This is a genomic window from Streptomyces sp. cmx-18-6, assembly GCF_046548915.1.
GTDB lineage: Bacteria > Actinomycetota > Actinomycetes > Streptomycetales > Streptomycetaceae > Streptomyces.
The window spans coordinates 375,651-399,116 of sequence record NZ_JAEBEP010000005.1 but is presented as its reverse complement, the minus strand read 5'-3'; the positions used below and the strand labels follow the sequence as shown (position 1 = coordinate 399,116).

Annotated in this window: 21 protein-coding genes; 11 read left to right on the top strand and 10 right to left on the bottom strand. The window is 70.8% G+C overall.

The genetic code is table 11. The features are described 5' to 3' along the window. Positions 1-40: 40 nt before the first annotated feature. The 7 genes from ACLJPL_RS14880 to ACLJPL_RS14850 all read right to left on the bottom strand — a co-directional run bounded on the left by ACLJPL_RS14880 (position 41) and on the right by ACLJPL_RS14850 (position 5,304). Positions 41-1,441, bottom strand: coding sequence for a nucleobase:cation symporter-2 family protein (locus tag ACLJPL_RS14880; protein WP_411081295.1), 1,401 nt, complete (start codon positions 1,439-1,441; stop codon positions 41-43). 68 nt (positions 1,442-1,509) lie between these two features. Continuing rightward, a complete protein-coding gene (gene pucL / locus ACLJPL_RS14875) occupies positions 1,510-2,433 on the bottom strand; it encodes a factor-independent urate hydroxylase (RefSeq protein ID WP_411081294.1) in 924 nt (307 codons plus the stop codon). Positions 2,434-2,440: 7 nt separating this feature from the next. Continuing rightward, positions 2,441-2,830, bottom strand: coding sequence for a hydroxyisourate hydrolase (gene uraH, locus ACLJPL_RS14870; RefSeq protein ID WP_411081293.1), 390 nt, complete (start codon positions 2,828-2,830; stop codon positions 2,441-2,443). A gap of 20 nt (positions 2,831-2,850) precedes the next feature. Beyond that, positions 2,851-3,387 (bottom strand): 2-oxo-4-hydroxy-4-carboxy-5-ureidoimidazoline decarboxylase, encoded by a 537-nt coding sequence (uraD, locus tag ACLJPL_RS14865; RefSeq protein WP_411081292.1) that lies wholly within the window; start codon positions 3,385-3,387, stop codon positions 2,851-2,853. Between the two features lie 164 nt (positions 3,388-3,551). Further along, complete coding sequence (locus ACLJPL_RS14860; protein ID WP_411081291.1) at positions 3,552-3,992, bottom strand: helix-turn-helix domain-containing protein; 441 nt, start codon at positions 3,990-3,992, stop codon at positions 3,552-3,554. Beyond that, the gene (locus ACLJPL_RS14855) at positions 3,989-4,240 is read right to left on the bottom strand and encodes a hypothetical protein (RefSeq protein WP_411081290.1); all 252 of its coding nucleotides are present in this window, start codon (positions 4,238-4,240) and stop codon (positions 3,989-3,991) included. Before ACLJPL_RS14855 ends, ACLJPL_RS14860 begins: the two co-directional genes overlap by 4 nt. A gap of 224 nt (positions 4,241-4,464) precedes the next feature. Next, the gene (locus ACLJPL_RS14850; RefSeq protein WP_411081289.1) at positions 4,465-5,304 is read right to left on the bottom strand and encodes a GntR family transcriptional regulator; all 840 of its coding nucleotides are present in this window, start codon (positions 5,302-5,304) and stop codon (positions 4,465-4,467) included. 284 nt (positions 5,305-5,588) lie between these two features. Between ACLJPL_RS14850 and ACLJPL_RS14845 the strand changes: the two genes are divergently transcribed. From ACLJPL_RS14845 to ACLJPL_RS14810, 8 genes are all read left to right on the top strand, one after another. Continuing rightward, positions 5,589-6,851: an extracellular solute-binding protein gene (locus ACLJPL_RS14845; protein WP_411081288.1), complete on the top strand. Its 1,263-nt coding sequence runs from the start codon at positions 5,589-5,591 to the stop codon at positions 6,849-6,851. Between the two features lie 43 nt (positions 6,852-6,894). Then, positions 6,895-7,872: a carbohydrate ABC transporter permease gene (locus ACLJPL_RS14840; RefSeq protein ID WP_411081287.1), complete on the top strand. Its 978-nt coding sequence runs from the start codon at positions 6,895-6,897 to the stop codon at positions 7,870-7,872. Further along, entirely contained in the window at positions 7,869-8,714 is an 846-nt protein-coding gene (locus ACLJPL_RS14835) for a carbohydrate ABC transporter permease (RefSeq protein ID WP_411081286.1), read from the top strand. Before ACLJPL_RS14840 ends, ACLJPL_RS14835 begins: the two co-directional genes overlap by 4 nt. A gap of 59 nt (positions 8,715-8,773) precedes the next feature. Beyond that, positions 8,774-10,426, top strand: a complete 1,653-nt coding sequence (locus ACLJPL_RS14830) for a beta-N-acetylhexosaminidase (RefSeq protein ID WP_411081285.1) — start codon at positions 8,774-8,776, stop codon at positions 10,424-10,426. Continuing rightward, positions 10,423-11,877 (top strand): cellulose binding domain-containing protein, encoded by a 1,455-nt coding sequence (locus tag ACLJPL_RS14825; RefSeq protein WP_411081284.1) that lies wholly within the window; start codon positions 10,423-10,425, stop codon positions 11,875-11,877. The genes ACLJPL_RS14830 and ACLJPL_RS14825 overlap by 4 nt, the downstream gene beginning before the upstream one ends. Positions 11,878-12,150: 273 nt before the next feature. Continuing rightward, positions 12,151-12,990 (top strand): TIM barrel protein, encoded by an 840-nt coding sequence (locus ACLJPL_RS14820; RefSeq protein ID WP_411081283.1) that lies wholly within the window; start codon positions 12,151-12,153, stop codon positions 12,988-12,990. Positions 12,991-13,069: 79 nt separating this feature from the next. Then, entirely contained in the window at positions 13,070-13,963 is an 894-nt protein-coding gene (locus ACLJPL_RS14815; protein WP_411081282.1) for a 2-hydroxy-3-oxopropionate reductase, read from the top strand. Positions 13,964-14,190: 227 nt separating this feature from the next. Further along, positions 14,191-15,648, top strand: coding sequence for a catalase (locus tag ACLJPL_RS14810; RefSeq protein WP_411081281.1), 1,458 nt, complete (start codon positions 14,191-14,193; stop codon positions 15,646-15,648). A gap of 486 nt (positions 15,649-16,134) precedes the next feature. On the opposite strand, the gene gcl is transcribed toward ACLJPL_RS14810, so the two are convergent. Beyond that, the gene (gcl, locus tag ACLJPL_RS14805; RefSeq protein ID WP_411081280.1) at positions 16,135-17,919 is read right to left on the bottom strand and encodes a glyoxylate carboligase; all 1,785 of its coding nucleotides are present in this window, start codon (positions 17,917-17,919) and stop codon (positions 16,135-16,137) included. 334 nt (positions 17,920-18,253) lie between these two features. On the opposite strand from gcl, the gene ACLJPL_RS14800 reads away from it, so the two are divergent. From ACLJPL_RS14800 to ACLJPL_RS14790, 3 genes are all read left to right on the top strand, one after another. Then, a complete protein-coding gene (locus ACLJPL_RS14800; RefSeq protein ID WP_411081279.1) occupies positions 18,254-18,964 on the top strand; it encodes a hypothetical protein in 711 nt (236 codons plus the stop codon). 75 nt (positions 18,965-19,039) lie between these two features. Next, on the top strand, positions 19,040-19,603 hold the full coding sequence (locus tag ACLJPL_RS14795) for a GNAT family N-acetyltransferase (RefSeq protein ID WP_411081278.1): 564 nt from the start codon (positions 19,040-19,042) through the stop codon (positions 19,601-19,603). Positions 19,604-19,612: 9 nt separating this feature from the next. After that, positions 19,613-19,807: a hypothetical protein gene (locus ACLJPL_RS14790; RefSeq protein ID WP_411081277.1), complete on the top strand. Its 195-nt coding sequence runs from the start codon at positions 19,613-19,615 to the stop codon at positions 19,805-19,807. Between the two features lie 191 nt (positions 19,808-19,998). Here ACLJPL_RS14790 and ACLJPL_RS14785 read toward each other — a convergent pair whose 3' ends face one another. Together ACLJPL_RS14785 and ACLJPL_RS14780 are read right to left on the bottom strand one after the other, a co-directional pair. Continuing rightward, entirely contained in the window at positions 19,999-21,549 is a 1,551-nt protein-coding gene (locus tag ACLJPL_RS14785) for an AMP-binding protein (RefSeq protein WP_411081420.1), read from the bottom strand. Between the two features lie 122 nt (positions 21,550-21,671). Continuing rightward, a complete protein-coding gene (locus ACLJPL_RS14780) occupies positions 21,672-23,348 on the bottom strand; it encodes an AMP-binding protein (protein WP_411081276.1) in 1,677 nt (558 codons plus the stop codon). Positions 23,349-23,466 lie beyond the last annotated feature (118 nt).

Genomic DNA, 23,466 nt, shown 5'->3' with positions numbered 1-23,466 from the left:
TTCCTTCTTCTTTCTGTGGCGATGTGGGCACGGCAGGACCCTAGGAGGATTTGAGTGCCACAGCGTTACGGCTGTGGGTGCCGAGATGGTGGAAGAACAGGTTGAGCACGACCGCGACCAGCGCTCCCGCGCTGATCCCGGAGCCGAGGACGGTCTGCGCCCAGGCCGGGAATCCGGCGTAGAAGGTCGGCGCGGCGAGCGGGATGATGCCCGCGCCGAGCGCGACGGCGACCAGGATGATGTTGGAGCTGTCGTCGAGCCCGGCCTCGGAGAGCGTACGGATGCCGCTGACCGCGATGGAGCCGAACAGGACGATGCCGGCGCCGCCGAGTACGGGCATCGGGACGAGCGAGACGACCGCGCCGAGCACCGGGAAGGCGCCGAGGACCAGCAGCGCGCCGCCCGCCGCCGCGACGACGTACCGGCTGCGTACGCGGGTCAGGGAGACGACGCCGACGTTCTGCGCGAAGGCGCTGGTGGGGAAGCCGCCGAAGACCGGGCCGAGCAGGGTGGCGATGCCGTCCGTGCGCAGGCCCCGGGTGATCGTAGGGCCGTCTGTGCGGCGGTCGCAGATCTCCCCGAGGGCCAGCATCCCCGCGGAGGACTCCGTCATCAGGACGAGCATGACGATGCAGAGGGAGAGGACGGCGGCCGGGTGGAACTCCGGCGCGCCGAAGGCGAAGGGGGTCGGCAGGGCGGCGATCGGTGCGGACTTCAGCGCGGAGAAGTCGGCGAGTCCGAACGGGATCGCGGCCAGCGTGCCGACGAACATGCCCACCAGCAGGGCCACTTGCCTGAGGAAGCCACGGCCGAAGCGCTGGACGATCAGGATGACGACGAGCGTGAAGGCGGCCAGCGCAAGGTACTTCATCGCTCCGAAGTCGGCGGCGGTGGCGTCGCCGCCCTGCGCCCAGGCGATCGGGACGGGCATGAGGGTGACGCCGATGAGGGTGATGACCACGCCCGTGACGAGCGGCGGGAAGAAGCGCAGCAGCCTGCCGAAGAACGGCCCGACCGTCAGACAGAAGACTCCGGCGACGAGCACCGCCCCGTAGATCGCGGGGAGTTGGCGTCCGGGCGCGCTGGTCTCGGCGATGGCGAGCATCGGGGCGATGCCGGCGGAGGAGGCCGCGTTGACGAACGGCAGCCGGTTCCCGGCGAACGTGCCGAGGCCCACGGTCTGGAGGATCGTGGCGAGTCCGGCGATCAGGAGGCTCGCGGCGATGAGCCGGGTCATGCCGGCGGCGTCCAGGCCGACCGCCTGGCCGATGATCAGCGGTGGGGTGACGACACCGGCGTACATGGCGGCGATGTGCTGGAGCGCGGCGGGAACGAGCCGAGCGGGAGGCAGCTTTTCGTCGACCGGGTGAACTGCCGTGGCAGTGAGAGACTTTGGGGCTTCGAACGGGCCTTCGGCCGGCCCCGTTGCTGGCTGTGCCATGGGTGATTCCTCCGGGATGACCGGCCCCCGCCCGACGTTGAGCGGACGGGGGCGGGTTCAGTGCCGCGTCAGAGGTTGGTCATGTCGACCGGGATCTTCGGCTCGACGCCGTCCCGGAGCACGGTGGCCTCGATCAGACCGTAGGGGCGGTCCGCCGCGAAGTAGACCTCATTGTCGTTCTTGAGGCCGAACGGTTCGAGGTCCACCAGGAAGTGGTGGTTGTTCGGCAGCGAGAAGCGGATCTCGTCGATCTCGCTGCGGCTGTTGATGATGCGCGAACCCATCTGGTACAGGGTCTGCTGGAGCGAGAGGGAGTACGTCTCGGCGAACGCCTGGAGCATGTGCTTGCGCGCCTGCTCGTAGGACTTCTCCCAGTTCGGCATGCGCTGCTCGTCGCTGGTCCAGTTGTAGCGCCAGCGCGCGGAGACGTCGGTCGCCAGGATGCGGTCGTACGCCTCCTTCAGCGTCGTGTACTTGTCCTTGACGTAGCCCCAGAACTCGGAGTTGGTCGAGTTCATCACGGTCAGGTCCTTGAGGCCCGAGACGACCTCCCAGTTCTCACCGTCGTAGGTGATCTGGGAGACGCGGGTCTCCTGGCCCTTGCGGACGAAGGAGTGCTTGACCTCGTCGGCGCCGATGAACTTGGAGTTGCCGTCCGAGGTCGCGATGCGCTCCCAGGCGTACTCCTCGATCCGGATCCGGGCGCGGTGGATCGGCTCCTGCGAGGAGACGAAGTGCCGGGCCAGGTGGATGCCGAACTGCTCGGCGGACTCGATCCCGTGCTCCTTGGCGAACGCGAACACCGTGTTCTTGGTGGTGTCGGTCGGCAGGACGTTGGCGTTGGAGCCGGAGTAGTGCACGTCGTCCATGTCGCCGGAGAGGGCGACCGAGACGTTCAGGTCCTTGATGTGGTGGGTGTCGCCGTCCCGCGTGATCTTTACGACGCGGTTCTCTGCTTTGCCGTACTGGTTCTGGCCGAGAATCGTGGGCATGTCGGTGCTAGCTCCCTCGGTAAACGGAGTAGCCGAACGGGTTGAGCAGCAGCGGTACGTGATAGTGCTCGCCCGGGACGACCGCGAAGGCGATCGTCACTTCCGGGAAGAACGCGCCGCTGTCCCTTACGCGGGGGGCGTCCTGCTGCGCCTCGGCTTGCTTCTTGGAAAAGTACGTCTCGGTGTCGAAGTCGAGACGGACATGGGTGGTGCCTTCCGGCAGCGCCGGCAGGTCCTTGCAGCGCCCGTCCGCATCGGTCGCGGAGGCCCCGAGCGTCACGTACGGCGCGTCGCCGCCGCTGCGGGCGGCGAGCGTGACGGCGACGGACGCGGCGGGGCGGCCGATGCTGGTGTCCAGGATGTGCGTGGACACCGATGCGGTCGTGTCGGTACTCAAGACCGTCACTCTCCTAGATCTCAAGAGTCCTGTACGGGAGCTTCCTCTGCGAGGGTCTCCTGTACGAGACGGGTCAGCCGGATGCGGTTGATCTTGCCCAGTTCGGTGCGCACGATCTCCTGCTCCTGCTCGGGCGAGTTCCCGATCCGGGACTTCACCGCGTCGCGCATCTGCTCACCGGTGGCGCCGGTGGCACAGATCAGGAAGACATGTCCGAACCGCTCCTGGTAGGCCAGGTTCAGTTCGAGCATCTCGGTCTTGAGCTCCTCGGAGGCGCCGGCCATCCCCCGCTGCTCGCGGGAGGAGGTCGGGTCGCCGGGCTTCGGGCGGCCGATCGGCGGGTGGCCCGCCATCGCCTCGGCCAGGTCCTCGGCGGTGAGCTCGGCCATGGCGGCGTCGCTCGCGGAGAGCAGGGCTTCCTCGGTGGCGTACGGACGCCCGGCGAGGAGGATCCTTCCCCAGGCCGCACTGGCACAGACCTCGTGCAGTGCGGGGGTGGCCTCGCCGTCCGCCAGGGTGTTGAACCGGGTGAGGCCCGGTGTGGAGCTCGAAGTCACGGGAGCCTCCGTGGCTGTTTTTCGCTGTGCGTTGTTCGGGCTGCGGATAGCTAACGCCCTCCGCAACACCACGTCAACACTTTGTTGAAATCTCGCGAACGAAGAAAGCCGCCGTCCCGGCATGCGGACGGCGGCTTTCCTGGGCGTTCGGCGTGATCGGCCAACTACTCACCCTTGGCCGAATGTTCCCTGTTGAGGTAGTTGTACACGGTGAACCGGGAGACCCCCAGGGCCCCGGCCACCGTCTCCACCCCGTGTCGTACGGAGAAGGCACCGCGTGCCTCCAGGGTCCGGACCACGGACTGCTTGGCCTTACGGTCCAGGTCGGCGAGCGGCATCCCGTGCCGTCTCTCCATCGCGGCGAGGATGTGGTCCAGCGAGTCGGAGAGCTGGGGCAGGCGCACGGCTATGACGTCCTGGCCCTCCCACGCCAGCACCACGTCGTCCGGCTGGGCCTGCTCGGGCCCCAGCAGCTCGGCCCCCATCGCGTCGACGAGCGGCTTGACCGCCGACACGAAGGGGTGGTCGACGGTGAACGGGGGGTGTCCGGGGGCGACCGGGGGGCGATCGGCGGCGACCGGGGGACGATCGGCGGATTCGGTCACCGGGCCGCCTCCCCGATCACGTTCACCTGGAGCGAGACCCGGGTGGCGCCCGAGGCCAGGGCCCGGCGCAGCAGGGAGTCCACGGCGGTGAGCACCTCGTCCGCGCCCCCTTCCGCCGTGTTGCCGAACGGGCCGACGTCCACGGCGTCGAGCTCGGCGCTCTGGATGACCTCGCGGGCCACCACCGCGTGGGCGGGCGCCTCGTCGAGATCGAAGGGCTCGGTGGTGAATTCCACCCTCAAGCGCACTGTGCCTCCCTGGTGTCCTCGCCGCGGGTGCGGGCGCGCGGCTCGGCCACGACTGTAACCGGCCCCGGCACGAGCGCCCGGCCGCTCCGGAGCCGTACGCGGCCGGGGAGGCGGACGCCCCGGGCCCGTGGGCTCGGGCGACCCCGGCCTGAGGGGGTGACGCGTTCCCGGCTCCGGGGGCAGGTGCTCCCGGCCCCGGAGGGTCAGGCGTCCCCACCCGGAGGTCAGCCGCCCGCCTGGATGTCCCCCCTGGTGGAGGAGGCGAAGGCGTCGCCGTGGGCGAAGTCGCCGGGCGGGATGCCCGGGTGGTGGCCCTCCCGGTCCGGGGCCACCTCGGCGGCCGGGCCCAGCGCGAGACGGGAGACGATCCGGTAGCGGTCGCCCCGGTAGAGCGAGTGGACGTACTCCACCGGACGGCCGGTGGTGTCCGAGGTCAGCCGCTCGAAGAGCAGGGCCGGGGAGAGCTCGGGGACGTCGAGCAGCTTCGCCTCCGCACGGGTGACGACGGTGGGCTCGATCGCCTGGACCGCCTCGTGGACGTGCACGCCGTGGGTGGCGCGCAGGTGCTCGTACAGGTCGCCGCTCTCCAGCTCCTGCGCGCTGAGTCCCGGCACCAGCTCGGCCCGGATGTGCAGGTGCTCGATGGCCATCGGGGCCCCGTCGACCAGCCGCAGCCGGGCCACGTAGACGATCTCGGCGGCGGGTGACATCCGCAGCTTGCGGCCGACCCGGGCCCCCGCCTGGAGGGTGGTGAACTCCAGCAGCCGGCTGGACCAGGCGCCCGCCGCCTGCGGCACGGTCAGCGCCCGGTCCCCCGCCACCAGCTCCTGGGTGATCTTGGCGGGCGCGACGAACATGCCCCGGCCGTGTTCGCGCACCAGGAGTCCGGCGGCGACCAGCTCATCGACCGCCGCGCGCACGGTGGGCCGCGACACGCCGAGCAGGGCGCACAGCGCGCGCTCCGAGGGGATCGCGTCGCCGGGGCTGCGCGACTCGATCAGCTCCAGCACGGCATCGCGGGTCCGCTCCCGTTTGAGCACCGTCCCCGGCACATCCGCGTCCATGCGCTCCCCTCCCGACGCCTTCTTTTCTTACCAGTCGGATGATCAGTACCGCCGACTGGCTCACTGGTCAGGTGCAGTGTAGCGCCTCCCTGACGGCGCGCGAGCGGTCATGTTACGCACAGGTCACCAAAACCCCTTTGTACGCGAGGGGTTGACGCCCCCATTGGTCTATGCCACCTTCAACCCCCATCGAGAGGTGAGCTGTCCAGTGGACACCACTGGTCAGGTGGTCAGGTCAGGTCAGGTCAGGTCAGGTCAGACAGTTCTGCTATCCGAGGTGAACCGTGAAGTACCGCTTGCTCGCCGGTGGGTCCGTGCTCGTCCTGACCGCCGCGCTCAGTGCCTGTAGTTCGCCGTCCGACTCCGCGAACGGGGACGGACGGACGACGGTGGACGTCTGGCTGATGCGCGACAGCGTCTCGGACGCCTTCCAGAAGGAGTTCACCGCGGACTTCGAGAAGCGCCACCCGAAGATCGACGTGAAGATCCAGATCCAGGAGTGGGACGGCATAGGGCAGAAGATCACCGCCGCCCTGGCCAGCAACGACGCCCCGGACGTCATCGAGGCGGGCAACACCCAGGTGGCGCAGTTCGCCGAGAGCGGCGGGCTGCTCGACCTCAGCGACCGCAAGGACGAGCTGAACGGCAAGGACTGGCTGAGCGGGCTGGCGGAGCCGGGGGCGTACGAGGGGAAGCAGTACGGCATCCCGTACTACGCGGCGAACCGGGTGGTCATCTACCGCACCGACCTCTTCGAGAAGGCGGGCGTCGACGCGAAGGCGATCAAGACCCGCGAGCAGTGGACCGACGCCACCGCCAAGCTCAACAAGGGCGGCACACAGGGCATCTACCTGCCCGGCCAGATGTGGTACGCGCTCGCCGGCTTCATCTGGGACGAGGGCGGCGACCTCGCCACCGAGTCCGGGGGCACATGGTCCGGTGCGCTGGACACCCCCGAGGCGCTGCGCGGCATGGCGTTCTACGAGAAGCTCCAGGCGCTCGGCAAGGGGCCCAAGGACTCCGACGAGGACGACCCGCCGCAGGCCGAGGTGATGGCGCAGGGGCAGGTGGCCCAGGTCATCTCCACCCCGGGCGGGGCCAACGTCATCGCCGAGAAGAACCCCGAACTCAAGGGCAAGCTGGCCTTCTTCCCCATCCCGGGCAAGACCGCCGACACCCCGGGCGCGGTCTTCACCGGCGGCTCCGACCTCGTCGTGCCGGCCGCCGCGGGCCACCCCGAGGAGGCGGTCGCCTTCATCAAGGAGCTGACCGGGGACACGTGGCAGAAGAAGCTCGCCGTCGCCATGAGCTACGTGCCCAACCGCACCTCGCTCGCCTCGGCCGTGGCCGACGACCCGGGGGCCGCCGCGATGGCGGTCGGCGCGGCGAGGGGCCACGCCACGCCCAACACCCCCGGCTGGGCGGCGGTCGAGGCGGAGAACCCGATCAAGGACTACATGACGGCCGTCCTCACCGGGCGCGATCCGGCCGAGGAGGCGGCGAAGGCGTCGCAGGACATCACCCGGGCCATGAACGCCGGTTCCTGACCCCGCCCCCACCCGACCGCGTAGGCAAGGAAGGAGGCGTGCCGTGCCGGTCGTCGACCAACGGACCGCACCCCGCACACCCCGGCAGCGCCCGGCCCCGCGCCTCACCGTGCGCGGGACCCGGCCGGACAGGGGGCGCGGCCTGTGGCCGTACGCCCTGATCGCCCCCGCCATCGGCGGCATGCTCTATCTGCTGGTCTACCCGCTGGCGCGGGCCGTCCTGATCTCCCTCCAGGACTTCCGGCTCCGCCAACTGATCAGCGGTGACGCGGAGTTCGTGGGGCTGCGCAACTACCGGACGCTGCTGGCCGACCCGCGCTTCTGGGAGGTGGTCCGCCGCACCTTCGTCTTCATGGCGATCAACGTCGTCCTGATCATGGTGATCGCCACCCTGGTCGCCCTGATGGTGGAGCGGCTGCGCCGGGTCGGCCGGACGGTGGTGCTGTGCTCGCTGGTGCTGGCCTGGGCGATGCCGGTGGTGGCGGCGACCACGGTGTTCCAGTGGTTGTTCCACTCGGAGTTCGGCATCGTCAACTGGGCGCTCACGACGCTCGGTTTCGACTCCTTCGACCGCTATCCGTGGTTCGCGAACGGCACCGCCGCCTTCGCCATCCTGGTGACGCTGATCGTCTGGCAGTCGGTGCCGTTCGCCGCGATCACCCTGTACTCCGCGCTCACCACCGTCCCCCTGGAGCTGTACGAGTCGGCGCGGCTGGACGGGGCGGGCGCGGGGCGGATCTTCCGGTCGGTCACCTTCCCGATGCTCCGGCCGATCTTCCTGCTGGTCTTCTCGCTGGAGGTGATCTGGACGTTCAAGGCGTTCGTCCAGATCTGGGTGATGACCCGGGGCGGGCCGGGCGACGCCACGACGATCCTGCCGGTCTACGCGGTGCAGACGGCCCTGTCCAGCCAGCGTTACGACCTGGGTTCCGCCGCCTCGATGGTCACCGTGGTCCTGATGTCCGGGGTGCTCGTCCTCTACTTCCGCCAGATGTTCCGCCAGGAGGACGAGACCCGATGAACGCCCGTGCTGTACGCCCGCGCCTTCGCCGGCTGCCGCTGAACATCGCCGCCGCCGTAACCGTGGTCGTCTGCCTCTTCCCCGTGTACTGGATGATCTCCACGGCCTTCAAGCCGTCCAAGGACATCCAGTCGGCCGACCCCCAGCTCTTCCCGCACACCTGGACCCTCACCCACTTCCAACGGGCCGTGGACGCCGATGGGTTCGCCCTGTTCTGGCGCAACAGCATCCTGGTCACGCTGGGGGCGGTGCTGCTCGCGCTGCTGGTGGCGCTGGGCGCGGCGTTCGCGGTGGCGCGGATGCGGTGGAAGGGCCGGCGGCAGTTCATGCTGTTGGTCTTCATCGCGCAGATGGCGCCCTGGGAGTCGCTGATCATCCCGGTCTACATCATCTCGCGGGACACCGACATGCTCGACCGGCTGCCGACGCTGACGCTGATCTACTTCATGATCACGCTGCCGTTCACCATCGTGGTGCTGCGCGGCTTCATCGCCACGATCCCGCCGGAGCTGGAGGAGGCCGCCCAGGTCGACGGCTGCACCCGGACCGGGGCGTTCTGGCGGGTGGCGATGCCGCTGCTCGCGCCGGGGCTGATGGCGACCTCGCTGTTCGGGTTCATCACCGCCTGGAACGAGTTCGCCTACGCCAACTTCCTGATCATCAAGCAGCAGGACAACCGGACCCTGCCCGTCTGGCTGTCGTCCTTCCAGAACACCTTCGGCACCGACTGGGGGGCCACGATGGCCGCCTCGACGCTCTTCGCGCTGCCCGCCCTGGTGATCTTCCTGCTGCTCCAGCGCCATGTCACCTCCGGCTTCGCCGCCGGCGCCGTCAAGGGCTGAGGGGCCGGGGCCGCCCGCGCCCGTCCCCGTACGCCCGCGAACCGAATCCGGAGGCCCCCGTGCCCGCACCGCGCCCCGCCCTCTCGCTCCTCCCCCGGCCCCGCAAGGTCTCCTCGCTGGGCGGCCGGCTCACCCTCGACCGGTCCACCGCCGTCCGGGCGCTGCCGGGCGCGGAACCGGCAGCCGACCTGCTGCGCTCCCTGATCGGCCCGGCCGCCGGGCTGCCGCTGCCCCCGTCGCCGGAGGGCCGGATCGTGCTCGCCCTGGACGGCCGGCTCGGGGGCCTCGGCGAGGAGGGGTACGGCCTGACGGTAGGCCCGCAGGCCCTCCTGCTGCGCGCCGCCCGCCCGACCGGGCTGCTCCGGGGCGTCCAGACGGTCCGCCAACTCCTGCCCGCCGAGGCGCTGTCGGGCGGGGCGCGGGGTTCCGGCTCCTGGGACGTGCCGTGCGTCGAGATCACCGACGTGCCGGACCGGCCCTGGCGCGGGGCGATGCTGGACGTGGCGCGGCACTTCCAGCCGATCGCGTATCTGCGCCGGTACGTCGACCTGTTGGCGCTGCACAAGCTGAACGTCCTGCACCTCCACCTCACCGACGACCAGGGCTGGCGGATGCCGGTCGACGCCTATCCCCGGCTGACCTCGGTCGGGGCCCGGCGGGCGAGGTCGCAGAAGGGGCCGAGCGGCCCGGACGGGGCGCACTTCGACGCGGTGCCGCACGAAGGGGCTTACACCAAGGCTGAGTTGAGGGGGCTGGTCCGGTACGCGGCGGAGCGCGGGGTCACCGTCATGCCGGAGATCGAGATGCCCGGCCATGTGCGGGCCGCGCTCGCCGCCCACCCGGAGCTGGGGAACGACCCGGCGCGGAAGCTGGACGTGTGGGACCGGTGGGGCGTGTGCGACACGGTCCTCGGCGTGCACGAGGGGGTCTTCGACTTCTGCCGGGCCGTGCTGGAGGAGGTCATGGACGTCTTCCCGTCGCCGTACATCCACATCGGCGGCGAGGAGTGCCCGACCACCGAGTGGGAGAACAGCCCGGCCGCCCGGGAGCGCGCGGCGGCCGAGGGGCTCGCGGACCCGGCGGCGCTGCACGGCTGGTTCATGGGCCGGATCGGGGCGTTCCTCGTGGAGCGGGGGCGGATTCCCGTCGGCTGGGCCGAGACCGGGACCGAACTCCCCCTGGACTTCACGGTGATGACCTGGCGCGACCCTTCCCACGCACGGGCCGCCGCCCGGCGCGGCCACCGGGTGATCGCCGCGCACCACCGGGCGACCTACCTGGACTACGCCCAGTCCGGCGACCCGTCCGAGCCGATCGCCCAGCCCGGCGCCCCGGTCACCCTGCACACGGTCCACGGCCACGCGCCGGCCCCCGAGGACTGGCCGGAGGCCGAGCGGGGCCGGGTGCTCGGGACGCAGGCCCAGCTGTGGACCGAGTACGTCCGCACGCCCGAGGAGATCGAGTACCTCGTCTACCCGCGGCTCTGCGCGCTCGCCGACCGCTCCTGGTCCGGCGGACGCGGCGACTGGCCGGGGTTCGTCGAGCGGCTGCGCCACCACACCGCCCGGCTGGACGCCCTGGGCGTCCCCTACCGCCCGCTGGACGCGCGGTCGCTCGCGGCGACCAGGCACGCGTCCCCCTCCTCAGGAACAGCGCGACCCCACTCGTCACCACTCCCCCACCACCGTTCCGGAGAGGAACTCACCCCGTGAACACATCACGCAGCAATCCACGCAGGACCAGGCCGAGGCTGCGCACCGCCGCCGCCTCGGCCGCCGCCGTGGCCCTGGCCGCCACCGGGCTCGCCGCGCTGCCGTCCTCGGCGAACGCCGCGGCGGACGGGATCGTCGTCCAGTACCGTACGAGCGCGACCGGCGCGAGCGCCGACCAGAGCGAGCCGTGGCTCAAGGTGCGCAACGCCGGCTCCGCCTCCGTACCGCTGAGCAGCGTCAAGGTGCGGTACTACTTCAAGGCCGACTCGGCCTCCGCCGCCTACCGGTTCGCCTGTTCCTGGGCGGTGAAGGGCTGCGCGAACATCACCGGCACGTTCGGGACGCCCGCCGTCCCGACCGCGACCGCCGACCGGTATCTGGAGATCGGCTTCACCGCCGGGGCCGGCTCGCTGGCACCGGGCGCGGACACCGGGGACATGCAGCTCCGGTTCCACCAGGCGTCCTGGGCCTCCCTGGTCCAGTCCGACGACTACTCCTTCGGCCCGGACCGGACCACGTATGGCGACTGGTCCAAGGTGACGGCCCAGGTGAACGGCGCGACCGTGTGGGGCGAGGCTCCCGGGGGCAACGGACCGACCGACCCGCCGGACCCCACGGACCCGCCGACCGACCCGCCGGGGGACGCGCCGAAGCTGTTCGACGACTTCAACTACAGCTCGCACACGGACCCGAGGATCAACGCGAACGGCTGGAGCGTGCGGTCCAACTCCGGCGGCCCGGGCGTGCCGGGCGCGACCTGGGCGGCGGAGAACGTCACCTTCGCCTCGCAGAGCGGGAACTCGGTGATGAACCTGGAGACCTCGACCGCCGGCACGGGGGCCTCGACCAAGCACACCGAGATCCTGACGCGGTCGATGAAGTTCAAGAACGGGACGTACGCGTCCCGGGTGAAGTTCAGCGACGCCCCGCGCTCGGGGCCGGACGGCGACCGGATCGTGCAGACGTTCTTCACGATCAACGACCTCAAGGCGCCGATGGCGGACGACTACGCGGAGTACGACTTCGAGTATCTGCCGAACGGCGGCTGGGGCGAGCCGGCCAACATCCTCTACGCCACCTCGTGGGAGACCTACCGGCCCGACCCGTGGGAGGCGGTCAACGCGCACACCGAGTCCCGGCGGTCGTACGCGGGCTGGCACGACCTGGTGGTGACCATCGACGACAACCAGATCACCTACTACGTCGACGGCCAGCACTTCGGGACGCACGGGGCGGCCTTCCTGCCCGAGCGGCCGATGTCGATCAACTTCAACCAGTGGCTGATCGACCTGGAGGGGCAGCCGAGCACCACGCCCCGCGCGTACGACCAGCAGGTGGACTACGTCCTGCATGTGAAGGACCAGGTGCTCACCCCGTCGCAGGTGAACGCGCTGGTCGGGTCGTACCGCGGTGCGGGGAAGACCTTCGAGGACACGGTGCCGGGCGGCTAGGAGCCGGGTAGCGAGGGCTCATACGGTGTGAGAGCCGGGCGGGGCGGGGGTCGACGGCGGCCCCCGCCCCGCTTTCGTATGCCGGAAGGAGCTCCCGGGAGGACTTCGAAGGCGCCGCCGCCACCGATTCCGCACGCCGCCGATGGGGCTGCCGGCCGGGCCGCCGGCGGGGCGAATTTCGCGGCACCCCCTTGACAGCCCCGCCACCTCCCAGGCAATCTTCCGTTAAGCAGAAACTAACTTCCGCAATACGGAAGGAGCGCCGACATCCTCATGGGATACCCGGACCAGCGCTTCGATGTGAACCTTTCGATCCTCTTCACGGAACTCCCGCTCCTGGAGCGTCCCGCGGCAGCCGCCGCGGCGGGCTTCACGGCGGTCGAGCTGTGGTGGCCCTGGATCGAGACCCCCACCCCGCCGCAGGCGGAGCTCGACGCCCTCAAGAAGGCGCTCGACGACGCCGGCACCCAGCTGGTGGGGCTGAACTTCTATGCCGGACAGCTGCCCGGCCCCGACCGCGGCGCGCTCTCCGTGCCCGGCGCGGAGTCGGACCGCTTCCGCGCCAACATCGAGGTGGCGGCCGACTTCGCCGCCTCGGTCGGCTGCACGGCGCTCAACGCGCTGTACGGCAACCGCGTCGAGGGCGCGGACCCGCAGGTGCAGGACGCGCTCGCCCTGGAGAACCTGGTGCTGGCCGCCCGCGCGGCGGACCGCATCGGGGCGATCCTCCTCGTCGAGACCCTCAACAAGCCGGAGTCGCCGCTCTATCCGCTGGTCAGCGCACCGGCCGCGATCGAGGTCGTCGACAAGGTCAACGCGGCGACGGGCCTCGGGAACGCCAAGTTCCTGCTGGACCTGTACCACCTGTCGATGAACGGCGAGGACCTGAGCCAGGTCGTCAAGGCGTACGCCGCGAAGACCGGCCACGTCCAGATCGCGGACAACCCGGGCCGGGGCGCGCCGGGCACCGGCTCGCTCCCGCTGGAGCGGCTGCTCGACGAGCTGAAGGACGCCGGTTACGCGGGCTGGGTCGGCCTGGAGTACAAGCCGGGCGACCGGCCGAGCGCGGAGTCCTTCGACTGGCTCCCGGCGTCGGCCCGAGCGGCCGGCTGACCGGCCGCGGACGGGCCGGGTCCGCCGGAAGGCGAGCCCGACCCCCTTACGTACACACGTTTTTCAGGAAGGCACCCTCATGAGCAACAACCTCCCCAAGGTCGCCTGGATCGGTCTCGGGATCATGGGCTCCCCCATGTCGGAGAACCTGGTCAAGGCCGGTTACGACGTCACCGGGTACACCCTGGAGCAGGCCAAGATCGACCGGCTGGTCGCGGCCGGCGGCGCCGGCGCGTCCTCGATCGCGGACGCGGTCAGGGACGCCGACGTCGTCATCACGATGGTGCCCGCGTCCCCGCAGGTCGAGGCCATCGCCTACGGCCCGGAGGGCATCCTGGAGAACGCCAAGGGCGGGGCGCTGCTGGTGGACATGTCCTCCATCACCCCGCAGACTTCGGTGGACCTCGCGAAGAACGCGGCCGAGAAGGGCGTCCGGGTCCTGGACGCGCCGGTCTCCGGCGGCGAGGCCGGGGCCATCGAGGCGGTGCTCTCCATCATGGTCGGCGGCGAGCAGGCGGACTTCGACGCCGCGAAGCCGCTCCTGGAGGCGCTCGGCAAGACCATCGTGCTCTGCGGCCCGCACGGTTCCGGCCAGACGGTGAAGGCGGCCAACCAGCTGATCGTCGCGGTCAACATCCAGGCGTGCGCCGAGGCCGTGGTCTTCCTGGAGAAGTCCGGGGTGGACCTCGCCGCCGCGCTCGACGTCCTGAACGGCGGTCTGGCCGGCTCGACCGTGCTGACCCGCAAGAAGGACAACTTCCTGAAGCGGGACTTCGCCCCCGGCTTCCGGATCGACCTGCACCACAAGGACATGGGCATCGTCACGGACGCCGCCCGCAACGTCGGCGCGGCCCTGCCCGTCGGCGGTGTGGTCGCCCAGCTGGTCGCCTCGCTGCGCGCCCAGGGCGACGGCGGCCTGGACCACTCGGCGCTGCTGCGCTCGGTCGAGCGGCTCTCCGGCTCCCAGGTCTGACCCCTCCCGGCTCCGCAAGGAGCCCCTGGCCCCGTACGGGGCCACGGCCCGCACGACGGGCCCCCTGATCTCCGGGCCGCGGTGGCGCTGACACCTGTCCTGTCGCGCCCAGGCGCCGCCGCGGCCCGGAACCACACACTTCGTTTTCAACAAACTGTTGACGTTACTTCGCGGCGAATCTACGCTCCTCAAGCCGTCAGCAGTCGTACGAAAGGTCATCCCGCCACATGGCTAAGCGTGTGCTCACGACCGAGTCAGGCGCCCCGGTCGCCGACAACCAGAACTCCGCCACCGCCGGTGTCGGTGGACCGATCCTCCTCCAGGACCAGCACCTCCTGGAGAAGCTCGCCCGCTTCAACCGTGAGCGCATCCCGGAGCGCGTGGTCCACGCCCGAGGCTCCGGCGCGTACGGCTACTTCGAGGTGACGGACGACGTCACCGGCTTCACCCACGCCGACTTCCTCTCCGAAGTGGGCAAACGCACCGAGACGTTCCTCCGCTTCTCCACCGTGGCCGACTCGCTCGGCGGCGCGGACGCGGTGCGCGACCCGCGTGGCTTCGCCCTCAAGTTCTATACGAACGAGGGCAATTACGACCTGGTCGGCAACAACACCCCGGTGTTCTTCATCAAGGACCCGATCAAGTTCCCCGACTTCATCCACTCGCAGAAGCGCGACCCCTTCACGGGCAAGCAGGAGCCGGACAACGTCTGGGACTTCTGGGCGCACTCCCCCGAGGCCACGCACCAGGTCACCTGGCTGATGGGCGACCGGGGCATCCCCGCCTCGTACCGTCACATGAACGGCTACGGCTCGCACACCTACCAGTGGACGAACGCCGAGGGCGAGGCGTTCTTCGTCAAGTACCACTTCAAGACCAACCAGGGCGTACGGTCCCTCTCCAGCGAGCAGGCCGCCGAGATCGCGGGCAAGGACGCCAACTCGCACCAGACGGACCTGCTCCAGGCGATCGAGCGGGGCGTCAACCCGTCCTGGACGCTGCACGTCCAGGTGATGCCGGCCGCCGAGGCCGCGGACTACCGGTTCAACCCGTTCGACCTCACCAAGGTGTGGCCGCACGCCGACTACCCGCTCCAGCGGGTCGGCCGGCTGGTCCTGGACCGGAACCCGGACAACGTCTTCGCCGAGGTCGAGCAGGCCGCGTTCTCGCCGAACAACTTCGTGCCCGGCATCGGCCCGTCCCCGGACAAGATGCTCCAGGGCCGGCTGTTCGCCTACGCGGACGCGCACCGCTACCGTCTGGGCGTCAACCACACCCAGCTGCCGGTCAACGCCCCGAAGGCGGCCGAGGTCGACAACTACGGCCGCGACGGGGTGCACGCCACCCGCTACGGCTCGCGCCACGACAAGAACTACGAGCCCAACTCGTACGCGGGCCCCGCCCAGAGCAACGCGGCGCTCTCCGCCCCGCTGGCGGTGCACGGCTGGACGGGCGCCCATGAGGCTCCCGCCCACGTCAAGGACGACGACTTCTTCCAGGCGGGCGAGCTCTTCCGGCTGATGTCGTCGGACGAGAAGGGCCGCCTGGTCGCGAACATCGCCGGAGGTCTCTCGCAGGTCACCCGCGACGACGTGATCGAGAAGAACCTCGCCCACTTCCACGCCGCCGACCCCGACTACGGCAAGCGCGTCGAGGAGGCCGTCCGCGCCCTGCGCGAGGACTGAGCCTCCACCCGGACCCCTGCCCGTACCGCGCACCCGGATGAGGGGTGCCGCGCGGCACGGGCAGGACGACGAGGCCGCGGCGGCTGTGCGATGCCAGTGCGGTGGTGAAGGACCCGGGGACCGCCTCCTGACCTGAAGGAGGCGGCCCTCCCCGGGGCCGATCGCCGCCGCCGCGGTCCCTGTCACCCCCTGAACGAGGGCGTGGAGTACGGATACGGTCCCGTACTCCACGCCCTTCTGCGTGCCCGGCTCGGTCCGTCCGGCTCGGTCCGACCCGGCCCGTCCGGCGTTTGAGGACGGAACCCTGGACGGGGTGTCGGCCGCCTCCTGGCGTGAGCCCTGCCCGAGGAGTACGGCCCCATCATCGCGACGGTTCCGTCCTCAAACGCCGGACGGGCTGTGGTGGACGCCCTGGACCGGCTGGGCGTGCGAAGGCCCCCGGCCCGGAGAGGAATCCGGGGCGGGGGCCTGCTCGGGGCGGGGCCGTCAGGACACCGTCAGCGGGCGGATCGCGGTCGGCGCGTGGGACGGATCCGTGGCGATGTCCTCGAACTCGTTGACCGACGCGATGTCACTGCCGCTCATCGCGATGTTGGTGACCCGCTCCAGGATCGCCTCCACGACGACCGGCACCCGGAACTCCGCCGCGAGCTTCTTCGCCTCCTCGAACGCCGGCAGCAACTGGTCCGGCTCGGTGACCCGGATCGCCTTGCAGCCCAGGCCCTCGACGACCTTGACGTGGTCGACGCCGTAGACGCCCAGCTCCGGGGAGTTGAGGTTCTCGAACTCCAGGTTGACCTGGAAGTCGATGTCGAAGTTGCGCTGCGCCTGCCGGATGAGCCCCAGGTAGGAGTTGTTCACCAGGACATGGACGTACGGAATGCGGTGCTGCGCGCCCACGGCCAGCTCCTCCAGCATGAACTGGAAGTCGTAGTCACCGGAGAGCGCGACGACCGTGCCCTCCGGGTCGGCGGTGGCGACGCCCAGCGCGGCCGGGATCGTCCAGCCGAGGGGGCCCGCCTGGCCGCAGTTGATCCAGTGGCGCGGCCTGTAGACGTGCAGCATCTGCGCGCCGGCGATCTGGGAGAGCCCGATGGTGGTGACGTAACGGGTCTCGGGGCCGAACGCCCGGTTCATCTCCTCGTACACGCGCTGCGGCTTCAGCGGCACGTTGTCGAAGTGGGTGCGGCGCTGGAGGGTGGCCTTGCGCTCCTGGGTGGAGGCGGCCCAGGCCGTACGGTCCTTGAGCCTGCCCGCGGCCTTCAACTCCCGCGCCACCTCGACGAAGAGCTCCAGCGCGGCCTTGGCGTCGGAGGCGATGCCGAGGTCGGGGGCGAAGATCTTGCCGAGCTGGGTGGGCTCGATGTCGACGTGGACGAAGGTGCGGCCCTGGGTGTAGACGTCCAGCTTGCCGGTGTGGCGGTTGGCCCAGCGGTTGCCGATGCCGAGGACGAAGTCGGACTCCAGGAAGTTCGCGTTGCCGTAGCGGTGGGAGGTCTGGAGGCCCACCATGCCGGCGTTCAGCGCGTGGTCGTCGGGGAGGATGCCCCAGCCCATCAGGGTCGGGATGACCGGGACGCCGGTCAGCTCGGCGAACTCCACCAGGAGTTCGGAGGCGTCGGCGTTGATGATGCCGCCGCCCGCGACGAGCAGGGGCCGCTCCGAGGCGTTCAGCAGCTCGAGGGCCCGCTCGATCTGCTTGCGGGAGGCGGCGGGCTTGTGCACCGGGAGGGGCTCGTACAGCTCGGGGTCGAACTCGATCTCGGTGAGCTGGACGTCGATCGGCAGATCGATGAGGACCGGGCCGGGGCGGCCGGTGCGCATCAGGTGGAATGCCTGCTGGAAGACGCCGGGGACCTGCGCGGCCTCCAGGACGGTGGTCGCCGCCTTGGTGACCGGCTTGGCGATCGAGGCGATGTCGACGGCCTGGAAGTCCTCCTTGTGCAGCACGGCGGTGGGGGCCTGGCCGGTGATGCAGAGGATCGGGATGGAGTCGGCGATGGCGGAGTACAGACCGGTGATCATGTCGGTGCCCGCCGGGCCCGATGTGCCGATGCAGACGCCGATGTTGCCGGCCTTGGCCCGGGTGTAGCCCTCGGCCATGTGGGAGGCGCCCTCGACGTGCCGGGCCAGCGTGTGCTGGACCCCGCCGGCCGCCTTGAGCGCCGCGTAGAACGGGTTGATCGCCGCACCCGGCACACCGAACGCGTTGCTGACGCCTTCGCGCTTGAGGATCTCGACTGCCGCACGGGCAGCGGTCATACGAGGCATTGAGTGCTCCTGCTCGGGATTGGTGGAGTCGGGCTCTGTCGCGCCACCTGAGAGCACCAATTCCGTATTGCGGAAATTTAGTTCTGCTATACGGAATCAATCTAAAACGCGGTGCGATCGCCGTCAAGAGCGCGCGGCCGTCGACCGGCGTCGACCAGGAGGAGGGGCGGTGCGGTGCCGGCCCTCCCGAAGGACCGGACGGAGTACGGGACGAAGTCCGGGACGAAGTACGCCGATTCCCTCCCCAGAACCTCGCTCCTGGTGGACGATGGGGTGACGAACCAGGCACGGAGCGCAGCCGCACCGCGTGCTCCCGTGCCGGAGGGAGACGAACGTGGAGTCCGTGCCGGTACGGTGCCCGGTCTGCTGCCGGGACCATGCCTACGTCGCACCGGCCTACCCGTGCCCGTGCGGCGCGCCCACCGCCCCGCCCCTGCTGGACGACGCCCCGCCCATCCGGGTCACCCGGCGTACGTGGGACGAGGACTGGGTCACCGTCCGCTGCGCCTCCTGCGAACGGGAGGACCAGTGGCCGCAGCCGGAGCTGTGCTGCCCGTGCGGGACGCTGCTGCGGATACCGGTGCGGCCGGTGGGCGAGCCCGAGCCGCCGCCCGGACCCGTCGCCCCGGCGCACATCCCGCTGCCGCGCACCGCCGCCCACCCGCGCCCCTCGTTCCGGCCGCGGACGATCCGTACGGGCCATGACGCGGTGAGCGCGGCCGCCCTGTATCTGACCTGGCTCGGCTACCGCGAGGTCGCCAGGCCCCCGATCCGGCACGCCGCCGGGATCGACCTGCGGGCCACCGGACTCGTCGCCCAGGTCGACGCCTCGACCCGGCCGGTGCCGCTGCGCGCGGTGGAGTGCCTCTGGCTGAACGCCCTGGGCGCGTCGGCGGCCGGGGTGTTCTTCGCCCTGGCGGGGTACGAGGCCGATGCGCGGGCCCGGGCGGACGGTGTCGGCCTTCCGCTCTTCGTCATGGACCTCACGGGCGCGCCGCAGCCGGTGAACAGCCCGGCGGACGAGCTGGTCAGCACCGGGGCCTGAGCGGCGGACCGTTCCCCGGGGGCTTTTTCAGGCCACCCCGTACCGGTGCCCCGCCCGGCGCGGCACACTGAGTACATGCGCATCCGCTCCGCCAGACGCTCCGATCTCCCGGTCCTCCAGGACATCGAGCGCGCCGCAGGGGAACCCTTCCGCACCCTGGGCATGAACGCCGTGGCCGACGACGATCCGCCCCCGCTCGACCTGCTGGAGAACTACCGGCGGGCGGGACGGTGCTGGGTGGCCGCCGACCCCCTCTCCGCCGCCGGCGACCGGCCGCTCGGCTATATGATCGCCGACCCGGTCGACGGGGCCCTGCACATCGAGCAGATCTCGGTGGACCCGGTGGCGGCCCGCCGGGGCATCGGCCGCGCCCTCATCGCGCACCTCGCCTCGCTCGCCACCGGACAGGGGTTCCCCGCGCTCACCCTGACCACCTTCACCGACGTCCCGTGGAACGCCCCGTACTACACGCGCATCGGCTTCCGGGTCCTGCCCGAGGACGAACTCACCGAGGGGCTGCGCACCATCCGCGGGGAAGAGGCCCAACACGGCCTGGACCGCTGGCCACGGGTCTGCATGCGCCGCGACCTCCTGCCCGCCCGGCCCTCGGCGACGGTCGCTGTCGGTGGCGCCCTCTAAGCTAAGGGCATGGATTTAACTCCACGTCATACGGTGTCACCCGCCGTCGCGTCCGCCGCCCTGGCGAACGAGGCGATCCGCGCGCTCGTCGACTCGCGTGCGGGCCAGGACTGGTCCGCCATGGAGTCCGCGACCTATGAGGTGCTGCTCATCGAGTGGGCGGCGGCGACCCGGGCCGGCGGCGACATCATCGAAGCCGCCTGACCCGGGCGCCTCGCGAGCACCACCTCACGCGAGGCGCCTCCCCCGGATCGCCCCGTCCGGATCGCCCCCGTCCGGACCACCCCGTCCCGATCGCCCCGTCCCGATCGCCCCGTCCCGATCGCCCCGTCCGGATCGCCCGGCCCGGATCGCCCGGCCCGGCCCCCTGAGCGGTCACCCCCTCAGGTCGCCGCTCATTCGCCATACCCCTCCCGCAGCTCGATCTTGCGGACCTTCCCGCTCACCGTCATCGGGAACGAGTCGAGGACCCGCAGCCTGCGCGGGATCTTGTAGTGGGCCAGCCGCTCCCGGCAGTACGCGGTGATCTCCTCCAGGACCGGCGGATCGGCCGGGTCCCGGGGGATGACACAGGCGAGGATCTCCTCGCCGTACCGCTCGTCGGGGACGCCGACCACCTGGACATCGGCGACCTTCGGATGGCCGTGCAGGAACTCCTCGATCTCCCTCGGGTACACGTTCTCGCCGCCTCGGATGATCATGTCCTTGATCCGGCCGACGACTTGGACGTATCCGTCCTCGCGCATCACCGCGAGGTCCCCGGTGTGCATCCAGCGGCCCTCGTCGATCACCTCGGCCGTCCGGTCGGGCTGGTCCCAGTAGCCCAGCATCACGCTGTAGCCCCGGGTGCGCAGTTCGCCCGCGCTGCCGCGCGGCAGGGTGACGCCGGTCGCCGGGTCGACGACCTTGACCTCGACGTGCGGCAGCACGCGGCCCACCGTGCCGGTGCGGCGCTCCAGGTCGTCGTCGCGGCGGGTCTGGGTGGAGACGGGCGAAGTCTCCGTCATCCCGTAGCAGATGGAGATTTCGGCCATGTGCATCTCCGCGACCACCCGCTTCATCACCTCGACCGGGCAGGGGGACCCGGCCATGATCCCGGTGCGCAGCGAGGAGAGGTCGTAGCGGGCGAAGTCCGGCAGGTTCAGCTCCGCGATGAACATGGTGGGGACGCCGTAGAGCGAGGTGCAGCGCTCCTGCTGGACTGCGGCGAGGACGGCCGCCGGTTCGAAGGACGGGCCCGGGATCACGATGCACGCGCCGTGCGAGGTGATGGCGAGGTTGCCCATGACCATGCCGAAGCAGTGGTAGAACGGCACCGGCAGACAGACCCGGTCGGCCTCTGTGTAGCTGATCATCTCCCCGACGAAGTAGCCGTTGTTGAGGATGTTGTGGTGGGAGAGGGTCGCCCCCTTGGGGAATCCGGTGGTGCCCGAGGTGTACTGGATGTTGACCGGGTCGTCACAGGACAACTCCGCCTGCCGGGCGGCCAGTTCCTCGGATGTGACCCTCGGTGCGGTCGCGGTCAGCTCGGCCCAGGACGGGTCGCCGATGTAGTGGACGGCGCGCAGGGCCGGGCAGTCGGCGCGGACCTGGCCGACGAGCGCGCGGTAGTCGCTGGTGCGGTGGGCGAGGGAGGCGATGAGCAGGGAGATCCCGGCCTGCTTCAGGACGAACTCCAGCTCGTGGGCGCGGTAGGCGGGGTTGACGGTGACCATGACGGCGCCGATGCGGGCGGTGGCGTACTGGACGAGCACCCACTCGGGGCAGTTGACCGCCCAGATCCCGACCCGGTCTCCCTTCTCCACGCCCGACGCCATCAGGGCGCGGGCCAGTTCGTCGACATCCGCGCCGAGCTCCCCGTACGTCCAGCGGCGGCCGGAGACCACGTCGACCAGCGCCTCGCGGTCACCGTGCGCGACGATCGCCCGGTCCAGGTTCCGGCCGATGGTGTCCCCGAGGAGGGCGGTTTCGCCGGTGCCGTGCGCGTAGGAGTCGGCACCGGGCGCGTGAGAATCGGCACCGGACGCGGAGGAGCCGGGGCCGGGCCCATGCTCGTAGGACAGGTCGCTCACTTCAGGTCTCCCTCGTCGTACTCCGCGCCGGAGCCCAGGGCCGTCCGCTCGCGCAGCTCGATGCGGCGGATCTTGCCGGAGACCGTCTTCGGCAGCTCCGCGAACTCCAGTCTGCGGATGCGTTTGTACGGGGCGAGGACCGCCCGCGAGTGCTCGAAGAGGACCTTCGCGGTCTCCGGGCCCGGCTCCCAGCCCTCCGCCAGCACGATGTACGCCTTCGGGACGGCGAGCCGCAGCGGGTCGGGGGCGGGCACGACGGCGGCCTCGGCGACCGCTTCGTGCTCCAGCAGGGCGCTCTCCAGCTCGAAGGGCGACACCTTGTAGTCCGAGGACTTGAACACCTCGTCCCTGCGCCCCACGAACGTGATGTAGCCGTCCTCGTCGCGCGCCGCGATGTCGCCCGTGCGGTAGTAGCCGCCCGCCATCGCCTCGGCGGTGCGGTCCGGATCGCCGTGGTAGCCGGTCATCAGGCCGACCGGGCGGTCCGCCAGGTCGAGGGAGATCTCGCCCTCCCGCGCGCCCGGCCGGCCGGTGACGGGGTCCAGCAGTTCGACGGTGAAGCCGGGGCACGGGCGGCCCATGGAGCCGGTCTTGATGGGTTGGCCGGGAGTGTTGGCGACCTGGACGGCGCTCTCCGTCTGGCCGAAGCCGTCCCGGATGGTCAGGCCCCACTGCCGCCGGACCTTCTCGATGACCTCCGGGTTCAACGGCTCCCCCGCCGCGACGACTTCGCGCGGCGGGACCTTCAGCCGGCTCAGGTCGGCCTGGATGAGCATCCGCCACACGGTGGGCGGCGCGCAGAAGCTGGTGACGCCCGAGCGGTCCATCTCCGCCATCAGCCGGGCGGCGTCGAAGCGGGTGTAGTTGAAGATGAAGACGGTGGCCTCGGCGGTCCACGGGGCGAAGAGGTTCGACCAGGCGTGCTTGGCCCAGCCGGGCGAGGAGATGTTGAGGTGGACGTCGCCGGGCCGCAGTCCGATCCAGTACATCGTCGACAAGTGGCCCACCGGGTAGGACACATGGGTGTGCTCGACCAGTTTGGGGCGGGCGGTGGTGCCGGAGGTGAAGTAGAGCATCAGCGGCTCGTCGGCCTCGGTCTCCCGGTCGGGCGTGAAGCCTGCGGAGGCGTCGGCCGACTCCGCGTACGGCCGCCAGCCCGCCACCTCCTCGCCCACCGCGATCCGGGTGTAGGAGCCCGGCACCTCGTCGAACTTCCCGGTGTCCGCGTCCCGTACGAGCACATGGCGCACCCGGCCGCGCTCCACCCGGTCGCGCAGGTCGGCGGGGCCGAGCAGCGGGGTCGCGGGGATGATCACGGCGCGCAGCTTCATCGCGGCGAGCGCGGTCTCCCACAGCTCCGTCTGGTTCCCGAGCATCACCAGGACGCGGTCGCCCTCCCGGACCCCCTGCGCCTTCAGCCAGTTGGCGACCCGGTCGGAGCGCTCGGACATCGCGGCGAAGGAGACCTCCGTGCGCCGGCCGTCCTCCTCGACGATGTGCAGGGCGGTGCGCTCGTTGTTCTCGGCGATGACGTCGAACCAGTCCAGCGCCCAGTTGAAGTGGTCGGGCCGGGGCCAGCGGAAGCCCCCGTACGCGGTGCGGTAGTCCTCGCGGTGCTCCAGCAGGAAGTCCCGCGCGGCCCGGAACGTCTCCGTCGCACTGGTTGCCGGCATGTGTCCTCCTCATTGCGGCCCCGACCGTTCGCTTAACATCATGGAGAGAGTGACCCAGGTCTCACCACCCCCGCACGGGGGTGGCTCGCTCCCTCGCGCGAGGGAGGGTGGCGCGGGC